The organism is Enterococcus sp. DIV0421 (assembly GCF_051713745.1).
Taxonomy (GTDB): Bacteria; Bacillota; Bacilli; order Lactobacillales; family Enterococcaceae; genus Enterococcus_D; species Enterococcus_D casseliflavus.
In genome coordinates, this window is record NZ_JBIOQM010000001.1 from 715000 (window position 1) to 733036 (window position 18037).

The following is an 18037-nucleotide window of genomic DNA, read 5'->3' on the forward strand; positions in this document are numbered from 1 at the left end:
TCCTTTTATTCTTCTGCCATCTCTTTAAACGTCGTTTTTCGGCTCGTCTCTAAAAAACGAGCATTGGTGATTTTCATTTGGATATTTTCCTGATAATCGAGGGAAAAAATCTTAGCAAACAAAACTGTCAAAAGGAACTGAATCGATTCTTCTGTGGAAAAATTTCCGATTTTGGAATACAGTTTTTCTCGGCTAGCAATCGTCAAGACGATCGTCGAATAGTCCCGCAAATAGTTCTCTCCACCACTCGTAATACTGATAATCGGCACACCATTTTTCAACAATGTTTTCACATTTTTCATAGGATACGTTTCTGAATTATTACCAGAATAAGAGATCAGAATGGCACAATCCTGTGGGGTCAGCGTATTAGAAATCAAGCCAGATTCATCCGCATCTGCAAGAAAGGCTTTTTTATGGATCGTGTTTAAGTTGCGTTTAAACAGCTGTCCGAAATAAGAATTTGGACTACGCCCATAGATGACGATGGTTTGAGCGCCATTGATGAGCCTCGCAGCTTGATTCAGGTCTTTTACGGTCATAAGTGCCGCTGTTTCTTTAATCGTTTGCATACGCAAGTTCGCCAAGTTTTCAATGATTTCTAATGTGTCTGCAGCTTCATCAAAAGGAATGTTCACATCGATTGCTGCTGACCCATCATCAAAATGAGCCAATTCGTGCATGAAGGCATATACAAATTCTTTCCAACCAGAAAAGCCAAAATATTTTGCAAAACGGACCAGCGTCGGCTTGGAAGTATGGGTCAGTTTTGCGATTTCTTCCATGCTATACTCACTAACTTTTTCTCGATTGCTTAATAAAAAGTCACCGATCGTTCGTCTCGCATCATTTTGTTTAAACGCTGCTTCTTCAATTTTTTGAAAAAGATACATCTGGTTCTCCCCTCTGATTGACGCCTGCAGTTTGTCTAGTACGCTCAACTCATCATTGTTTCTTTTTATTATAAGCGATGAGAAGGATGAAATGAAGATGGAAAAACGAGGATTAAGCTAGCTTTCGCCTATCCTCGTTCAAAATACAGAAAGTATTTATTTCCCAAAAAAGCTAGAACACCAATCAAGCACAACAAGCCCCCTGATAGGATCATCTGCATCCCTGCTGTTTCATTGCCACTGACTAGTATCAGCAAGCGTGATGCATAAGGTGCTAACGTGACTCCTAAATTGTAAGCAACGATCGAGACGATCGTGCCAAACTTAGCTTCCGCTTCACCACCAGTCGTCAGCAAGTGGGTGAAAAAAGGCATGATGTTGCGAAAGGCAAAGCCTAGTAGTAGAGAACAACCCAAGAGCAGCCCCACCGTCTGCAAGGGATACGTCAAATAGATGCTGCTTCCTGCAAGCAATGCCGCAATGGGTAGCAACCAGCGATGTAGGCGGCTATATATCAAGCCAAAGGCATTGCCTGCGATAAATGCCCCCGTCGCAATGGCGGCGATCATGTTACTGCCATCGGTCGCATCACCGATTCCTTTTTCCAACAACAACGGGGTGATCTGCAGATTGTAGTTGATAAACAAGACAACGATTAGAAACAAGAGCACCCCCAAAACAAATGACTTTTGTTTCCGTTCTTTTGAAACCGTCACGTTCGCTATCAGAGCCGCATCAGTGTTCGCTTTTGTTTCGTTGGGAATAAACACCTGAACAAAAAAGAGACTGATCAAGGCAAAGCCATAAACGAAGAAAGAGATCTCCCAACTGATCTTCACTAGCTGCCCTACCAGCAAAGTCATAAAGATACCGCCTAAACCACCGACGGCACTTTCTAACCCAAGAGCCTTGGCTTTCTTTTGCGGCTCATTTTGAAACAACAAACTAATCATTTGAATCGCCAAACGATTGAATAAGCCGATCCCAAAGCCAAGAATCGCGCGCGAAAGAAACAAGACGGGAAAGCTCCCCTGATACCATGCCGGCAGCGTGCCAAAAATCGCCACAATGACCAAGCCGGTGACCATCGTGTATTTTTTACCGATCCTTTTTTCGATCATGCTGGTAGTAAAAATCCCCAGCAAAAGAAACAATGACGGAATCGTGGTCAGTAACCCGACGTAGACCGCATCTACTTCTGGAAAGCTTGCCGCAATTGCGGGAACATTGGCAGAAATCGCCGGTGCCGAATAGACGACCATTGCCACCGACAACAGTGCCAACAACTTCATTGAAAAAAATTTCATAGTTACCCCTTTTCTTTTTTCAAAATACTTTTTTATTTTCTCTGAGCTCAACCGGATAAGACACCAAAGCAATCTTTTCCTACCTCTTTATTATTTGCTGGATCGCCAGCATTTGACCAATGCTTCCTACGCTGAGGCTTTATGCTTGAAAAGCATTGGTCTTCTGCATTTGCTGCAGATCGTCACCGATAGTCTGCGAAAAAACCTTGCAGTCTGTTTTTCTGCAAGGTTTTCTTCGATCATTCATTTTTTAACAATCCTATCAGCCACACAAGACACCCTAAGAGAACTTATTTCTGCAGCTGTTCTATGACATCTTTCGTAATTGCCTCAGCAGTGATACCAAGTTCGGATAAAACGTCCGCTGCTCGGTAGTTATCATAAAATTTCTTTTCTAAGCCATAGTTTTTGACGGCGATCTCACGATCACCAAGATAGCTGGCAATCATTTGTCCATAGCCGCCCTCTCGTATACCGTCTTCCAACGTGACAACGAGTTTATGCGCTCGTGCCACAGCATCCAGCAATTCGTTGTCGACTCCTGAAATAAACTTAGGATTGATCACCGTTGGGGTAATTCCATGTTGCATTTCCAATTGTTCAGCGATCTCTTCTGCTAGCGCATAAAAGTTTCCGACACCGACGATGGCTACCTGCGTGCCAGCTTGAGTCACCTCATTTTTTTGATCGCTGTAGTCAGTAGAGGCTGCTCGTACCGTTTCGTTGACAGGTCCAACCGGTACTCGGATCGCAACTGGAGCGTTGGTTTGTTCCAGCGACCAATCCAACATTGCTAGATATTCTTCTTTAGAGGTTGGCGCAAGATAAACAAGGTTGGGAATATGTGCCAAAAATGGAATATCAAAAATTCCCAAATGGCTCTCGTCATTCATTCCATGAATCGATGCACCGTATACCAGAATCGTTCCAGGCAGATGATTTAAGGCCAAATCATGGGAAATTTGATCAAAACTACGTTGCATAAAGGTAGAAAAAACGGCCCAGACAGGTTTCGCTCCATTTTTTGCTAACCCAGCAACCATCGATACCGCATGTTCTTCTGCAATACCCACATCTACAAATTGTTTACCTGCTTTTTCTCGTTGTTCTGGAGAAAAAAGCAGCATCGGTGTACCAGCATTTACAGCCACGACTTTAGGATCTGTCGCCATTTTTTCTAATAAATAATCCGTCGTTAAGCTGTTGTAGGTTACTTGATTGCCCCCAGCAGAAATATATTCGCCGGTTTCTAAATGAAAGGGACCGCCTGCATGAAACTTTTCACGATTTTCTTCCGCAAACTTGAAGCCTTTGCCTTTGATCGTATGAATGTGTAATAAAACAGGATGATCAATGTCTTTCACTTTTTCAAATAAAGCGATCAAGGCAGCGAGGTCATTTCCTTCATCTAAATAGTGGTACTCAAAACCAATCGCTTTGAACAGATTGTCTTCTGCTTGCCCCTTGGTTTCCCGCAATACCCGCAAATTCTGGTACATCCCCCCCATGGTTTTCCGCGATTGATTGGTCATTGTCGTTGAGGATCACGATGGTATTGGTGCCTAATTCCACAATATTGTTCAAGCCTTCAAACGCTAAGCCACCTGATAGAGAACCATCGCCAATGACGGCAACGACGTTATACGTTTCATTTTTTAGGTCACGGGCTTTCGCCACACCATTTGCCAACGAAACTGAGGTGGAGGTATGACCGACTGTAAAGAGATCGTGCTCGCTTTCTTTCGGATTCGTGTAACCAGAAACCGCATCATACTGCGTAGCATCAAGAAAGGCATGGGCGCGTCCTGTCAGCATTTTATGGATATAGGTCTGATGAGACACATCAAAAATCAGCTTATCGGTGGGGGAATCAAAGACTTTATGCAACGCGATCGTCATCTCAACCATCCCCAGATTAGGGCCATTGTGCCCTCCATGGTGACTGATTTTTTCCAATAAAGCAGTTCGTGCTTCTACTACCAGTTCTTGAAGTTGCCCGCTGGTCAATTCTTTTAACTCTTTGGGGCTTTTGATTTTTTCTAATAACATGTACGTACCTCCTGTAGAAATGTTTGAATGGTTCGTGTGTTTACTCACAAGGAAAAAGACACGAAGTCGAAATGAGTGGATCGTTCTCTAAAATGAAAAAAAGCGGCAATCGGAGCTGGACGCTCTTTTTTAAATTCCTGTCAAACCAAGAAATAGCAAGTTATCCTAAAGGGATATCGTGATTTTTCTTAGTTCTAACCATCGCTGCTCATTTCTTCTATCTAAAAAGATACCACCTAGAGTTGACTTTAGGTCAAGTGGTTTTTGAAACATTTTGAACAAAACGAGGTTGATTTTTCCTAATTATTGAAACAATTGCAGGTTTATTCTCTATAAATTTCCTTTTCTAATACATATTCCTAGAGGTTCATTTGATATGTCATAGTAAATTATAAAAAACTGCCATTAAACAGGATCCATTCCCTGCTTAATGGCAGTTTGCTTACTTCCGATACATCTTCAATTCCAAGAACAAATCATTATAGATGCCCAGATACTCAGCACCTAAGTTTTCATAGACTTCGAGGTGTTCCATTAATTCATCGGATGGATAGAATTGTTCGTCTTCGGTGATCTCGTCAGGCAGTAATGCCTTGGCTTCTTGGTTAGGTGTGGAATAGCCGATGTATTCTGCGTTTTGTGCAGCGTTCTCGGGTTCTAGCATAAAGTTCAAGAAGGCGTAAGCACCGGCTTCGTTTTGTGAGGTCTTAGGAATGACCATATTATCAAACCACAGGTTGGAGCCTTCCGAAGGGATCACGTAATGAATGTGCTCGTTTTCGTACATCATGTCGGCTGCTTCCCCAGAAAATGTGACCGCAACCGATGCTTCTTCATTTGCCATGTACATCTTGATTTCATCTGCGACGATGGCTTTGATGTTTGGGGTCATGGTCCGTAGCTTATTGAATGCCTCTTGCAGCTGATCATCGTCTTTGCTGTTAAGAGAATAGCCTAAGCTGTCCAAACCTAATCCCATCACTTCACGCGCGCCATCGATCAGCATGATGCTATTTGCTAATTCGGGTTTCCAAAGATCGTCCCATTGGGTGATCTCACCTTCATCAAAGAATTTATCGTTATAGACGATCCCCAGTGTTCCCCAGAAATAAGGGATGGAATATTGATTGCCTGGATCAAAACTCAGGTCCAAAAAGCGAGGGTCGATATTGTCTAGCCCTTTAATTTTACTGTGATCCAATGGTTTTAAAAGATTTTGTTCCATCATTTTCTCAATCATGTATTCACTCGGTATGGCGATGTCATAAGACGTACCACCTTGTTGGATCTTCGTGAACATCGCTTCATTTGAGTCAAAGGTTTCATAGTTGACTTTGTAGCCTGTCTCTTCTTCAAACTTACTGATCAAATCAGGGTCGATGTAGTCGCCCCAGTTGTAGATGTTGACGACCTCAGCGCCTGCCATACCAGAGGAGCGTTCCAATTCACGGACACCAAAGAGCAAGATCAGGACGATCGCAACAATACCGATAATCAGAGATTGTAGTCGTTTCATCGCAGATTTGCCACCTCCACACGGCGGTTTTTACGCAATTTCTTCGCGCCGTTTTCTTTACTGATAAAGTAATAGCCTACCACCAGGATCATGGAGAATAAGAAGACAAGTGTACTTAATGCATTGATTTCTAAACTGATTCCTTGACGTGCTCTAGAATAGATCTCTACCGATAAGGTACTAAAGCCATTGCCTGTCACAAAGAATGTCACGGCAAAATCATCGAGTGAATAAGTAAAGGCCATGAAATAGCCAGCGATGATGCCTGGTGTCAAGAAAGGCAAAATGATATTTTTAATGACTTGAAAATTATTCGCGCCTAAATCACGGGCAGCATCAATCATTGAATCGTTCATCTCTTGCAGTTTCGGCAAGACCATCAACACCACGATCGGGATACTAAAGGCGATATGCGAAAGCAATACGCTGAAAAAGCCTAAGCTAAACCCACGGAACAAGTTGCCGATCATCGTAAAGAAAATCAAGAAGCTGGCACCAATGATGACATCTGGTGAAACCAACAAAATATTATTCAAACTCAACAATGCCGTTCTCGTTCGGCGTTTGCGGGTATAGTAGATGCCCATCGCACCAAATGTGCCGATGATCGTTGCCAGTAATGCTGATAAAAATGCCAGCATAAAGGTGTTCAACACGATGATCATCAAGCGGGTATCTTGAAAGACGGATTGGTAATGTTCAAAAGTGAAACCCGTAAAAGCATTCATGGTGCCTCCTTCATTGAAGGAATAGAAAATCAAATAAAAGATCGGCACGTACAAAAGAATAAAGACGACGATCAGATAAAGATTCGACCAGCGAAATTTTTTCATTTACGTTGCCCTCCTTTTTTCTTTTCTCCCGTAAACAGCATCACGAGGAACATAGCGATGATCAAAATGACGCCGATGGTTGAACCCATGCCCCAGTTTTGGGTAACGAGAAAGTGCTGCTCGATCGCCGTACCAAGCGTGATTACGCGATTGCCCCCAATCAAACGGGTCAACATGAAGAGGGAGAGCGACGGAATGAAGACGGCTTGGACGCCGCTTTTCACACCGTTTAACGACAGAGGGAAAATCACTCGTCGAAACGTATCATAGCTGTTTGCCCCTAAATCGCGGCTGGCACTGATCAAAGAGGGATTCATTTCTTCTAAGGCATTAAAAATCGGCATAATCATAAAGGGCAGTTCGATATAGACGGCAACCGTCAAAAAGCTAAAGTCGGTAAACAAAATCTGCTTTGGTCCAACACCCATGATTTCTAGGAAGTTGTTGACACTGCCATGAATGCCGAAGATCCCAATAAACGCATAGGCTTTTAACAATAAGTTGACCCACGTTGGTAAGATGATCAACAGCAGCCATAAATCTTTGTGACGCAGCTTAGTTAAGAAATAGGCTGTCGGGTAGCTGATCACTAAGGTAATCAAGGTGATCAAAAAGGCATACCAAACCGAGTTTAAGGTCATGATCAAATATTTGCCAGAACCTAAGTAGCTTTGATAATTGACCAGCGAAAAGTTGCCGTTCATATCAAAAAAGGATTGGTAGATGATCAATAAGACTGGTGCAATAACAAATAGCAATAACCAAAAGACATAGGGTATCGCATAAAAACGACGCATTTTCGTCATTAGCTTTCCCTCCTAATCTTCGTAGCTCTCTAAACGAGCATCAAAATCTTCTTCGGACTCATTGAAACGCATGACGTGGATATCTTCTGGTTCAAAGGAAAGACCGATCTTGCTTCCTTCAGTGGCTTTTCTTGTAGAGTGAACCATCCACTCGTTGCCTTGTTCGTCGTAACAAATGATCTCGTAATGCACGCCTCGGAACAATTGCGTGTCTACTTCAACGACCAGCTTGCCTTTTTCCGCCGTCGTCAAATTCAAATCTTCTGGACGGATCACGATCTCAACAGCTTCATTCGGCCGCATCCCGCCATCGACACATTCAAATTGCTTGCCGACAAACTCCACTAAGTTGTCTTCGATCATCGTACCTGTGACGATGTTGCTTTCACCGACAAAATCCGCCACGAAATGGTTGATTGGTTCATCGTAAATATCCACTGGTGTGCCGCTTTGGACGATCTTCCCTTTGTTCATAACGAAAATCTCATCACTCATGGCCAACGCTTCTTCTTGGTCATGGGTGACAAAAATAAAGGTGATGCCTAGTCGCTGCTGCAATTCCCGCAGCTCGTATTGCATGTCGGTTCGCAATTTCAAATCCAATGCGGACAATGGTTCATCCAGGAGCAATACTTTGGGTTCATTGACGATCGCTCGTGCGATTGCGACCCGTTGGCGTTGGCCTCCTGACATTTCGCTGATTTCACGATTCTCATAACCAGGAAGCTGCACTAGCCGCAACGCTTCTAAGACTTTTTTATTCACTTCATCTTTTGGTAATTTTTTGATTCGCAGACCAAATGCCACATTTTCAAAAACGTTCATATGTGGGAATAAGGCGTAATCTTGAAAGACAGTATTCACTTGCCGTTGATTGGCAGGAACGTCATTGATTCTTTGTCCATCAAAATAAACGTCGCCTTCTGTTGCGTCCGAAAAACCCGCAATGATGCGTAAGATGGTTGTTTTTCCACAACCTGAAGGACCTAACAATGTATAAAAGCGACCTTCTTCAATATCAAAACTCACTTTTTTCAAAACTGTTTCATCATCATCAAATCGCTTCACCACATTGTTGAATGAAATTATTGTTTTTCCCACACTCTTTCCTCCTGTACTATAAATAAGAATCTGTCACGACTACAAGCACACGGCTTTTTTTGCCCGCAATATTTTTTAATTGATGCGGCTCAGTCGCCTGATAATAAATCGATTGGCCTTTACGAGCCTTGTACTGCGTTTCTCCTAGTGTCAAGGCCACACTGCCCTCTAAGACATAGATAAATGTTTCTGCTAACGATGGTTCAAAGGTCTTGTATTCGCCCGCTTTATCAAAGGTCAGCAAGACTGGCTCCATTTCTTTTTCATTGGAATCGGGAATCAGCCACTTCAATTCATAGCCATTTTCTTCATCATAATAAAGCGTGCTGTCTTCTTCGCGATAAACCACTTGATGCTGCGCATTTTCTTCTCGGAAAAATTCCTCTGGTGTCACGCCTAAAACTTCTAAGATCGTAAAAAAAGTTTCCATAGAAGGCGAACTCAAATCACGCTCCAACTGTGAGATATAGCCTTTCGTCAAATCGGTCCGCTCGCCTAATTCTTCTTGGGTCAAATTCTTTTGAACGCGCAAATTGCGCAGCTTCTCGCCAATCTCCATGTTCATTCCCCCTTTGATTGACACAACTTCAAATAAAAAAGTTTGCTATAAGTAAACTTCATGTTTAATTTCACTTTTTCTAGTATACAAATAATTGCAAAAAACACAAGCCTTTTTTCTTCATTTTTTTGAATTCTTTTCTCCCTGATCAAAAAAAGGAGTGACGCTAAACGCTTGTGTTATAAAGGAAACAATTGGCGGTCCCGGCATTTTCGCTTTTCAAAGGTTTAAAAGAACAACTTCTATTTTAACGAAGAAAAGGTAGATTTAATAATAATCTGTTTTTACTGATTTTTTGATAAGAAGACCTGCCTTTTCTTGCTTCACTGGTTAAAAAAATAAAACTTATGGTATTATGAGTACAAACCATCAAAGGAGTGTCTGAAATGACGAATTTCTCTACCTTTCGTGTCATGAATGAACCAAATTTTACTGCTTCACTCACAACTGCAACCCTTGACGAGCTGCCAGCAGGCGATGTGCTTGTCCGTGTTGATTACTCAGATGTCAATTACAAAGATGCCTTGGCAGCAAAAGAAAATGGCGGCGTGATCCGCACGTATCCGATGACGCCGGGAATCGATTTAGCAGGGGAAGTCGTGGACAGTCAGTCTGCTGATTTTGCCCCAGGCGACCAAGTCTTAGTGACAGGTTATGGCTTAGGGGTTTCTCACCCAGGCGGTTACAGTCAATTTCAACGGGTCCCAGCCGAGTGGCTCGTGAAACGTTCTGCTGGTTTTTCAGCAAAAGACAGTATGACCTATGGCACTGCTGGGTTCACAGCAGCTTTAGCAGTGCAAGAATTAGAACAGCTGCACTTAGCAAAAGACGCTGCTATTTTGGTGACAGGCGCTAGCGGTGGCGTCGGCAGTGTCAGCATTGCTTTATTGAAAAAACTGGGCTATACAAATATAGTGGCGCTATCTCGGAAAAACGATGCGCAATGGTTGTTAGACCTAGGCGCAGCAAAAATCATTAGTCCTGATGACGTGGTACCAGAAAAGGTCAAACCATTAGCAAAACAAACGTTTGCAGCGGTCATCGATACAGTTGGCGGTCCATTGCTTGCGGCAGTGCTTCCGCAAATCGCGTATGGGGGCGGTGCCTTCTTATGCGGCAATGCTGGTGGAATCAAAATCGAAACGACTGTCTTACCCTTTATTTTGCGTGGGATTCGCGTAATTGGGATCGATTCGGTCAATGTTTCCCATGAGATCCGCTCGGCATTATGGGAGAAATTAGCGGGTGAGTGGAATGTGATCGATCAGCTTTACACGAAAGCCATCACTTTGGAAGACTTGCCAGAAACATTGGCAGCTTTATTAGCTGGTACGCACCAAGGACGGACGATCGTTGAGGTGTCACAAGCGCAATGAGAATTTTGATTACGGCTGGCGGTACTTCCGAAAAAATCGATGATGTCCGTGCAATCACGAATCATTCCACGGGCTCACTTGGTCAAGCCATTGCCAAGGAATGGCTGCAATACCCTGAGGTGGCCATCGATTACGTTACGACGAAAACTGCCAAACAACCGCCGACCGATCCACGCGTTACCTGTCATTTCATTGAAGGGACCACGGACTTGTTGACGCGGTTGACCGATTTATTGACGACCCATTCGTATGCTGCTGTGATCCACAGTATGGCAGTCAGTGATTTCACCCCTGCTGCTCATTTTTCAGAAGCAGCGTTTTATGAAGCAATCAACGATGCCCTACCAGCTTATGACAACCAGGTCACTCCGGCATTGATGGCACATGTGCTCTCACAATCTGAAACAACGGCAGGCAAAGTTTCTTCCAATACTGATCATTTGTTTTTAGTGTTGAAGAAAACCCCAAAAGTGATCCAAACCATCAAAGCATTACAGCCGACAACCTTATTAGTCGGATTCAAATTATTAGTAGACGTAGCGGAAGTCGAGTTGTTTGCGGTCGCACGAAAAAGTCTGCTAGCTAGCCAAGCGGATTATGTGTTGGCCAACGACTTGACGCAAATTTCTGGAAACCAGCATGTCGGACACCTTTTGACACAAGAAGGACAAATCGGGACTGGCCGCACAAAAGCTGAGATCGCAACCTTGATCGTTGACACATTACGCAATGACCTGCGTGCTTAGCTAGATGTTTTTTAGAAAAGGAGAAAGAAACATGAAACAAAAACACGTTCTGCTTGGCGTCAGCGGCAGTATCTCTGCATACAAAGCAGCCGACCTAACCAATGAATTAACCAAAAAGGGCTATGCAGTGGATGTCTTAATGACTCAAAACAGCACACAATTTATTACGCCTTTGACGTTACAGTCATTATCCAAACGCCCGATCCATGTAGATGTTATGCAAGAACGTCAACCAGATCGGATCAATCATATTGAACTAGCCAAACAAGCCGATCTTTTCTTGCTCGCCCCAGCTAGTGCCAACAGTATTGGCAAGCTGGCGCATGGGATAGCCGATGATTTGATCTCAACAGTTGCCTTAGCGTTGCCGTTATCCGTGCCCCGCTTGATTGCGCCAGCCATGAATACCGTCATGTACGAAAACCCGATTGTTCAAAGAAATTTGGGGATTTTGAAAGAAGTCGGCTTCCAAGAGATTGAACCCCGTGAAGCGTTACTGGCTTGCGGTGATTTCGGCAGAGGCGCATTAGCAGCAACAGAAACGATTCTCGAAAAAGCATTGACTGCTTTGGAAGTACGGAGTGTCTAACAATGAAAAAAATATCAACTTTTGAACTTGTCTTAACAGCTTTCTTTTTAGGAATCTTGATTCTTTTAGCATCGGTTCCCTTTCTTGGGTTTATTCCCTTAGGACCAATAAATGCGACAACGATGCACATTCCTGTGATCATCGCTTCCATTGTATTAGGCCCTCGGATCGGCGGCTTTTTAGGCGGCGCCTTTGGGATCATCAGTATGGTGCGTTCGACCTGGATCATCACCCCGCTTTCTTTTGTCTTCTCCCCTTTCGTACCGATTTATGGGAGTGATCAAGGAAGCTGGAAAGCGATCCTCGTAGCGTTGATTCCTCGTATTTTGATTGGTGTCGTTCCTTACTTTGTGTACAAAGGCTGTCAAAAAATCTGGAAAAACAAACAGCAAAGTCTTTCGCTACTGATTGCTGGTGTCGCTGGAGGCTTGACGAATACGATCCTGGTAATGAACTTGATCTACTTCTTGTTCCAGCAAGAATATGCGGAGGTTGTGGGGAAAGCTGGCAATGCTGTCTATGCAGCGATTTTAGGTGTAATCTTCGCCCAAGGTGTACCTGAAGCCATTGTAGCGGGAATCGCCACGATGGCAGTTGGAACCGTCCTTTTACGCTTAGTCATGAATCGCAAAAAAAATCGTATCTAAAAAAATAGCGACCGCCCAAAGTTAGCTTTTTGGCTAACTTAGGCGGTCGCTTCCCTTTTGAGTGTCTTATAAACTTTGTGTCACTTGGAGTGCTTCGACAAGCTCTTGATACTGCTCTTGGGTCAAATACTCTTCATAAAATGTCAGATAATCATCGATATCTGCTTGGGTCAAATAAGGCAGCTCTTGCTTGATTTGCAGCAGCAGTTCTTCAAACTCCTCATCCGTCAGCATATAAGAAGACCAATCATCGGTTTCATCATAGCTATCCCAGTACTCATCATCATAATCATTTTCATACCCATCGTCATAGCTGTCATCCCAACCATAATCATAGGGAGAAAACAATTCTTCTGGGTCAATCAATTCTTCCGCTGTAGGGATTGCAACAGCAGTATCACTTTTCTTCCCTGTAAAAGTCACCGTGGCTCCGATAGTGGTTTGCAGCTCATCCGCTTGCACGAAGTGAAAAGCCATTTTCTGCTGATTTGTTTTCGTATTGACGGTCATGGTTAAGTCAAACTGCTCGACTTCTTCCAACATCGTTTCTAATTCGGCGACTTGCTTTTGATCGGCGCCGTGTTCTTGGGCATAATCTGCATAATCTGCCAATTCTTCTTTGGTAAACGTGTGGCTGATCGTATCTCCATCTCTTTTGAAAGCATCCGGTTCAAAGGTTTTCAGATAGTCTGCAAATGTCTCATTATGAAAAAGACTGTTCATGGTAAAGAGGTTTTCAGGCTCTTTTTCTGCTTCGGTTGTCCCCTCGCCGTCCTCTGCAAAAGTTCCTTCGCCAAAGTAAGAATCTAAGGTTTCTTGATCGATGCGCAGGTATTTGCCTTCATATTCCGCAGCGTCTGGTTTTGTCCCATAACTGTCACTACCAAATGCGCTGATATACCCTTGCAGTGTTTCATAGATTTCAGCTGACACATACGCTTCTTGTTTTTCTGGATCGACGATCAGCTTGATCGGCAGCTCCTGCCCCCCAAAAGCGACTGCCAGATTGAGTAAAATCGCTTTGGTTTCTTTGTCCTGGACGAAGTCCCCTTTAAATGACGAGCCGACTAACTGTGACATCAACATAGAGGCATACCTATCGGCTTCTTGACCGTATTCGCTGCTGCTGCCCATCTCAAAGGTATCGATCGTCGCTTGGAATTCACCAGCATTCGCTGCTTGCTGATTCGTCAACTGTTCGGCAAACTGTTCTTGCGGTAATTTCGTACAACCGCCGAAAAGAAAGGCGAACCCAACAAACAAAATGACGCGTCCCCACTTTTTCATCCTGCTCACTCCTTTTCGTTTATTGTACCGAAGACTGAGAAAGCTTACAAACCTAAGCTCTTTTTTATCAGCTCTCATAAAAAAAGACTGCCCCTCGGGACAATCTTTTCGCTAATCTATTCTTCGCCGATGATTCGGACTTCTGTTTCTAAGGTGACATCAAAGGTTTCTTTGATGACTTGTTGGATATGAGCGATCAGTTCAACGTAATCCGTTGCAGTGGCTTGATCGACATTCACGATAAAGCCCGCATGTTTTTCCGAAATTTGGGCTCCGCCCCATTTCAATCCTTGTAAGCCTGCATCTTGGATCAGCTTTCCGGTAAAATGACCGACTGGACGTTTAAAGACACTCCCACAAGAGGGGTATTCTAGCGGTTGCTTCAATTGCCGCAATTCTGTCAGTTCATCCATCCGCTTTTTGATTTGCTCTTGATCGCCTTTTGCTAAATCAAAGCGACTGCTTAAAATGATCATCTTTTGCTCTTGTAATTTGCTATGACGATAAGCAAATTCCATTTCTTCCTTGGTATAAGTCACGATTTGACCATTAGCCAGCAAAACGTCGCAGGACGCAAAGACATCTTGGATCTCGCCATCATAGGCGCCAGCATTCATAAAGACGGCACCGCCGACACTGCCAGGAATCCCGCAGGCAAATTCAAAACCAGTCAACGATTCATGCAAAGCGACATAGGTGGTATCGATCAACTTTGCTCCAGCATCGACGATCAAAGAAGTGCCGTCCACCACGATTTGGTTCATTTCTGATAGCATGATCACCACGCCACGAATACCACCGTCACGGACGATCAAGTTGCTGGCATTTCCTAAGACGATCCAAGGAATCGCTTGTTCTCGGCAATAATCAAGCAGCTGTTTGGCTTCATCTGCTGTTTTGGGAAAAGCCAAAATGTCTGCCGGCCCACCAGTTTTTGTATACGTATAGTTCAATAAGGGTTCATCTTTTAATAAGGCAATTTCAGGGAATTGCGCAATCATCAAGTCTTTATTCACGAGAAGGTTTCCTTTCACAATAAACATCTCACTTATTTTAGCATGTTCAAGGAAAAGTTGCTACCTCTGGTGAATATGATCTTCAACCAATCCCCCCTCTTGAAGGCAAGCATTCCTCCTTGTTTTCCTCATTCCGCTCACTTGCTTTGCGCTTCTGGCTTTTTTAGGTAAAATGGGAGGCGTAGTGGAAAATAAGGAGGAGTCTCAATGAAATTTATTTCTTGGAATGTGAATGGTTTACGGGCCATCGTTAAAAAAAATTTTTCTGAAGTGTTTGAAGCCCTCGATGCTGATTTCTTTTGTTTACAAGAAACAAAGCTGCAAGAAGGTCAGATTGAATTGGATTTACCAGGCTATCATCAATACTGGAATTATGCGGAGAAGAAAGGCTATTCTGGCACAGCAATTTTCGCAAAAGAACCTGCACTATCGGTCCGTTATGGATTAGGAATCGAAGAACATGATACGGAAGGTCGCGTCATCACGCTGGAGTATCCTGAATTTTTCTTGATTACTTGCTACACACCGAATTCCCAAAATGAATTGCGCCGCTTGGATTATCGCATGACTTGGGAAGATGCCTTTTTGGCTTACTTGACTGAATTGAAACAACAAAAGCCAGTGATTCTCTGCGGTGATTTGAATGTTGCCCATAAAAATATCGACATCAAAAATTGGAAAACCAATCAAAAAAGTGCTGGGTTTACACCTGAAGAACGGGAAAAGTTTTCGACTCTTTTGGCTGCTGGCTTTACCGATACGTTCCGCTATTTCTATCCAGATGCAGAAGGTATTTATTCTTGGTGGAGCTACCGTTTCAACGCTCGCAAAAACAATGCTGGCTGGCGCATCGATTACTTTGTCGTTTCGGATGACTTAAATGAGCGCTTGCTAGACGCCAAGATCCATACAGATATCATTGGTAGTGACCATTGTCCGGTGGAACTGGATCTCAACTAACCGTAAGAAAACTTCAGTTTTTCTTAACGTTTGTTCGCTTTTCATTCTTTGATTTTGTGCTAGAATGGCAATGAGGTGAGTCTGATGAATTTTATCGCAATGGACTTTGAAACAGCAAATTATCAAAAGCATAGTGCCTGTTCCCTTGCACTAGTCATGGTACAAGATAGCAAAATCGTGGGCGAATATTACACATTGATCCAACCGGAAACGGAATTTTTTTGGAAAAACATTCAAATTCATGGCATCCGTCCAGAAGATGTACAAGAAGCGCCTAAGTTTCCTGACGTATGGAAACAAATCCAACAATATTATCAACTGAACAGTTTGATCGTTGCGCATAACGCTGGTTTTGATACTGGAGTTTTGGCGGGATGTCTTGATTATTATGGGTTGTCACAACCAAATTATCTTTCCTTATGCACGGTGCGAACGAGCCGCAAGCTGTATCCAGAATTTACGAACCACAAATTAAACACGGTTTGTGAGCAATTACAGATTCCTTTACTAAACCACCATGATGCACTAGAAGATAGTCGGGCATGTGCCCAAATCTTATTGCGTCAAGAAGAAGAATTTGGTATCGATCCATTAAAAAAATTGGTTTTAGTCAAATAAATAAGAACGTGCGTCCTAAAGTCAGCATTGCGCTAGCCTTTAGGACGCACGTTTTCATTTAAGGAAGGATTCATTTTAAGTCAGATCGATCCAATAATGACAGATTATAGCGCCATCTTCAGGATCAATGACTTTTTCTGTCAATTTACCACCGTTGTTTTCAATGACTTTGGCGGAGGCGCGATTGGCTTCTTCACAGGTTACTAACACGTTGTTCAAGCCAAATTGTTTGGCCTTTACCAATGACTGTGCCAACATTGCCGAGCCGATGCCTTGATTTCGATGGTCTGGGTGCACTGAATACCCGATGTGTCCGCCAATTTGGCGCAAATACGCATTAAGTGTCAGACGCAGATTCAAGAGACCGACCACTTTTTGATCTTGGATAGCCAGATAGGTACGGGCGGGAACGAATCCTTCTGGTACCGTTTCTGCTGTTTTAAAATCCACCAATCCCTCTAGCCAGTCTTTGGCTGTCGGACTTTCTACAAGTCCTGCCCCACCATGGATGACTTCTTGATTCTTCTCGAAGGCTTGCCGATACGCTTCGATTTGATCGCAGTCTGCGATCGTCGGTTCCCGAAACTCCATTTCCTTCACTCCTTTTTTATGATTCAAAAAGACGTGCCATCATCAAGACGTCAACTTTTTGCCCCTCGCGGGTTTGCACCGCTTCTTTCATACAGCCTTCTGTTAAAAAACCAAATTTTTGATACAGATGGATCGCCCGTAAATTTCTCGCTTGAACGGTCAACTCGATGCGGGTCAATTCGCCAACTTCTACTACCCAGTCCAGTAATTCTTCAATCAGGAGCGAACCTAAGCCTAAGCCCCAATAGTCTTTTAAAATCGAGATACCGATCTCCCCGACATGGGCTAATTGCCACTCTTCATGGCCTTTGACTGATGCCATGGCGATCAATTGTTCTTGATCAAATGCCAACAACAGCAAATAGTCGTCCCGTTCATAGATAGCGTCCAGCTGTTCTGCCAATAAGGCTTCTGGCAACGCCAAGCCGCTTTCGTCCATCAAAAGAAAATCCGTTTCTTCTCCTAGCTGTTGACTGACTGCTAACACAGCTTTGGCATCAGCACCCGTGGCTTCTTTGATCTGTAATTGGATCTCACTCATGGGCTGCCTGCCATTTTGTTGTGATCCGTTGCAAAAAGGCGGTTGCTTTGGTGCCATATGCATGACATTTCACAAGACGTTTTTGTTCATCTGTATCATCTTTTTCCAAAATCAGTTCTAAATAATCCTCTGGCAGGGAGGCTTCTAAGAGATTGCCCCATTCGATCACACACAAGCCATCCCCTTCGAAATAATCATCCAGTCCTAAATCTTCTGCACCGTATTCCACCCGATAGACATCCATATGATAAAGCGGTAGCCGCCCATTGGTATATTCACGAATGATCGTATAGGTCGGACTTTTGATCAGTTGCTCGATTCCTAGCCCCAAGGCGATGCCTTTCGTCAAGGTTGTTTTGCCAGCACCTAAATCGCCCGTCAATACCAGATTATCCCCTGGCTCGGCTGCCTCTCCAATGATTTTTGCAAATGCTGCGGTTGCTTCTAAGTCGTTAATGGTAAACATAGTCCCCATCCTTTGATCAATCTAATTTACTAGTTGCTAGTATAGCTTGTTTTTCAAGGAATTGTAAAGAAGGAGCTTAGGGAAAATTTCCCGACGATCACTGGATCGTTGCTTTTGCGCACACTTCCTCCTTTGC

Annotated in this window: 18 protein-coding genes and 1 pseudogene; 6 read left to right on the forward strand and 13 right to left on the reverse strand. The window is 43.5% G+C overall.

What is annotated here, in order from left to right; genetic code table 11:
* Window positions 1-5: 5 nt before the first annotated feature.
* The 8 genes and pseudogenes from IGI96_RS03395 to IGI96_RS03430 all read right to left on the reverse strand — a co-directional run bounded on the left by IGI96_RS03395 (window position 6) and on the right by IGI96_RS03430 (window position 9064).
* Window positions 6-893, reverse strand: a complete 888-nt coding sequence (locus IGI96_RS03395; protein WP_074933326.1) for a MurR/RpiR family transcriptional regulator — start codon at window positions 891-893, stop codon at window positions 6-8.
* 128 nt (window positions 894-1021) lie between these two features.
* Window positions 1022-2200, reverse strand: a complete 1179-nt coding sequence (locus tag IGI96_RS03400; RefSeq protein WP_034858974.1) for an MFS transporter — start codon at window positions 2198-2200, stop codon at window positions 1022-1024.
* 290 nt (window positions 2201-2490) lie between these two features.
* Window positions 2491-4249, reverse strand: a pseudogene (locus IGI96_RS03405) (1-deoxy-D-xylulose-5-phosphate synthase).
* Between the two features lie 442 nt (window positions 4250-4691).
* Entirely contained in the window at window positions 4692-5765 is a 1074-nt protein-coding gene (locus IGI96_RS03410; protein ID WP_086337943.1) for an ABC transporter substrate-binding protein, read from the reverse strand.
* Complete coding sequence (locus tag IGI96_RS03415) at window positions 5762-6598, reverse strand: ABC transporter permease (protein ID WP_005228535.1); 837 nt, start codon at window positions 6596-6598, stop codon at window positions 5762-5764. Before IGI96_RS03415 ends, IGI96_RS03410 begins: the two co-directional genes overlap by 4 nt.
* A complete protein-coding gene (locus IGI96_RS03420) occupies window positions 6595-7404 on the reverse strand; it encodes an ABC transporter permease (RefSeq protein ID WP_005234157.1) in 810 nt (269 codons plus the stop codon). Before IGI96_RS03420 ends, IGI96_RS03415 begins: the two co-directional genes overlap by 4 nt.
* Before the next feature lie 12 nt (window positions 7405-7416).
* Window positions 7417-8505: an ABC transporter ATP-binding protein gene (locus tag IGI96_RS03425; protein ID WP_005228533.1), complete on the reverse strand. Its 1089-nt coding sequence runs from the start codon at window positions 8503-8505 to the stop codon at window positions 7417-7419.
* Between the two features lie 16 nt (window positions 8506-8521).
* Window positions 8522-9064 carry a helix-turn-helix domain-containing protein gene (locus tag IGI96_RS03430; protein WP_015510239.1) on the reverse strand — a complete coding sequence of 181 codons (543 nt, stop codon included), beginning with the start codon at window positions 9062-9064 and terminating at the stop codon, window positions 8522-8524.
* Between the two features lie 386 nt (window positions 9065-9450).
* Between IGI96_RS03430 and IGI96_RS03435 the strand changes: the two genes are divergently transcribed.
* The 4 genes from IGI96_RS03435 to IGI96_RS03450 are packed head-to-tail and all read left to right on the forward strand — an operon-like array spanning window position 9451 to window position 12422.
* Window positions 9451-10440, forward strand: coding sequence for an acrylyl-CoA reductase family protein (locus tag IGI96_RS03435; RefSeq protein WP_086337942.1), 990 nt, complete (start codon window positions 9451-9453; stop codon window positions 10438-10440).
* Window positions 10437-11186, forward strand: a complete 750-nt coding sequence (gene coaB / locus IGI96_RS03440; RefSeq protein ID WP_086337941.1) for a phosphopantothenate--cysteine ligase — start codon at window positions 10437-10439, stop codon at window positions 11184-11186. The genes IGI96_RS03435 and coaB overlap by 4 nt, the downstream gene beginning before the upstream one ends.
* Window positions 11187-11217: 31 nt before the next feature.
* A complete protein-coding gene (gene coaC / locus IGI96_RS03445; RefSeq protein WP_005228528.1) occupies window positions 11218-11775 on the forward strand; it encodes a phosphopantothenoylcysteine decarboxylase in 558 nt (185 codons plus the stop codon).
* A gap of 2 nt (window positions 11776-11777) precedes the next feature.
* Window positions 11778-12422 (forward strand): ECF transporter S component, encoded by a 645-nt coding sequence (locus IGI96_RS03450; protein ID WP_005228527.1) that lies wholly within the window; start codon window positions 11778-11780, stop codon window positions 12420-12422.
* A 66-nt stretch (window positions 12423-12488) separates the two neighbouring features.
* On the opposite strand, the gene IGI96_RS03455 is transcribed toward IGI96_RS03450, so the two are convergent.
* Both IGI96_RS03455 and murB read right to left on the reverse strand, forming a co-directional pair.
* Window positions 12489-13709 (reverse strand): hypothetical protein, encoded by a 1221-nt coding sequence (locus IGI96_RS03455; protein WP_034869132.1) that lies wholly within the window; start codon window positions 13707-13709, stop codon window positions 12489-12491.
* Between the two features lie 116 nt (window positions 13710-13825).
* Window positions 13826-14710 carry a UDP-N-acetylmuramate dehydrogenase gene (gene murB / locus IGI96_RS03460; protein ID WP_371875350.1) on the reverse strand — a complete coding sequence of 295 codons (885 nt, stop codon included), beginning with the start codon at window positions 14708-14710 and terminating at the stop codon, window positions 13826-13828.
* 222 nt (window positions 14711-14932) lie between these two features.
* On the opposite strand from murB, the gene IGI96_RS03465 reads away from it, so the two are divergent.
* Complete coding sequence (locus IGI96_RS03465) at window positions 14933-15685, forward strand: exodeoxyribonuclease III (RefSeq protein WP_005234144.1); 753 nt, start codon at window positions 14933-14935, stop codon at window positions 15683-15685.
* 84 nt (window positions 15686-15769) lie between these two features.
* A complete protein-coding gene (locus IGI96_RS03470) occupies window positions 15770-16303 on the forward strand; it encodes a 3'-5' exonuclease (protein WP_010749886.1) in 534 nt (177 codons plus the stop codon).
* 75 nt (window positions 16304-16378) lie between these two features.
* On the opposite strand, the gene IGI96_RS03475 is transcribed toward IGI96_RS03470, so the two are convergent.
* From IGI96_RS03475 to tsaE, 3 genes are read right to left on the reverse strand one after another with little or no spacing between them, the layout of a single operon-like run.
* Window positions 16379-16894 carry a GNAT family N-acetyltransferase gene (locus IGI96_RS03475; protein WP_086337940.1) on the reverse strand — a complete coding sequence of 172 codons (516 nt, stop codon included), beginning with the start codon at window positions 16892-16894 and terminating at the stop codon, window positions 16379-16381.
* Window positions 16895-16910: 16 nt separating this feature from the next.
* Complete coding sequence (locus IGI96_RS03480; RefSeq protein ID WP_010749888.1) at window positions 16911-17435, reverse strand: GNAT family N-acetyltransferase; 525 nt, start codon at window positions 17433-17435, stop codon at window positions 16911-16913.
* The gene (gene tsaE, locus IGI96_RS03485; protein WP_010749889.1) at window positions 17428-17901 is read right to left on the reverse strand and encodes a tRNA (adenosine(37)-N6)-threonylcarbamoyltransferase complex ATPase subunit type 1 TsaE; all 474 of its coding nucleotides are present in this window, start codon (window positions 17899-17901) and stop codon (window positions 17428-17430) included. Before tsaE ends, IGI96_RS03480 begins: the two co-directional genes overlap by 8 nt.
* Between the last annotated feature and the right edge of the window lie 136 nt (window positions 17902-18037).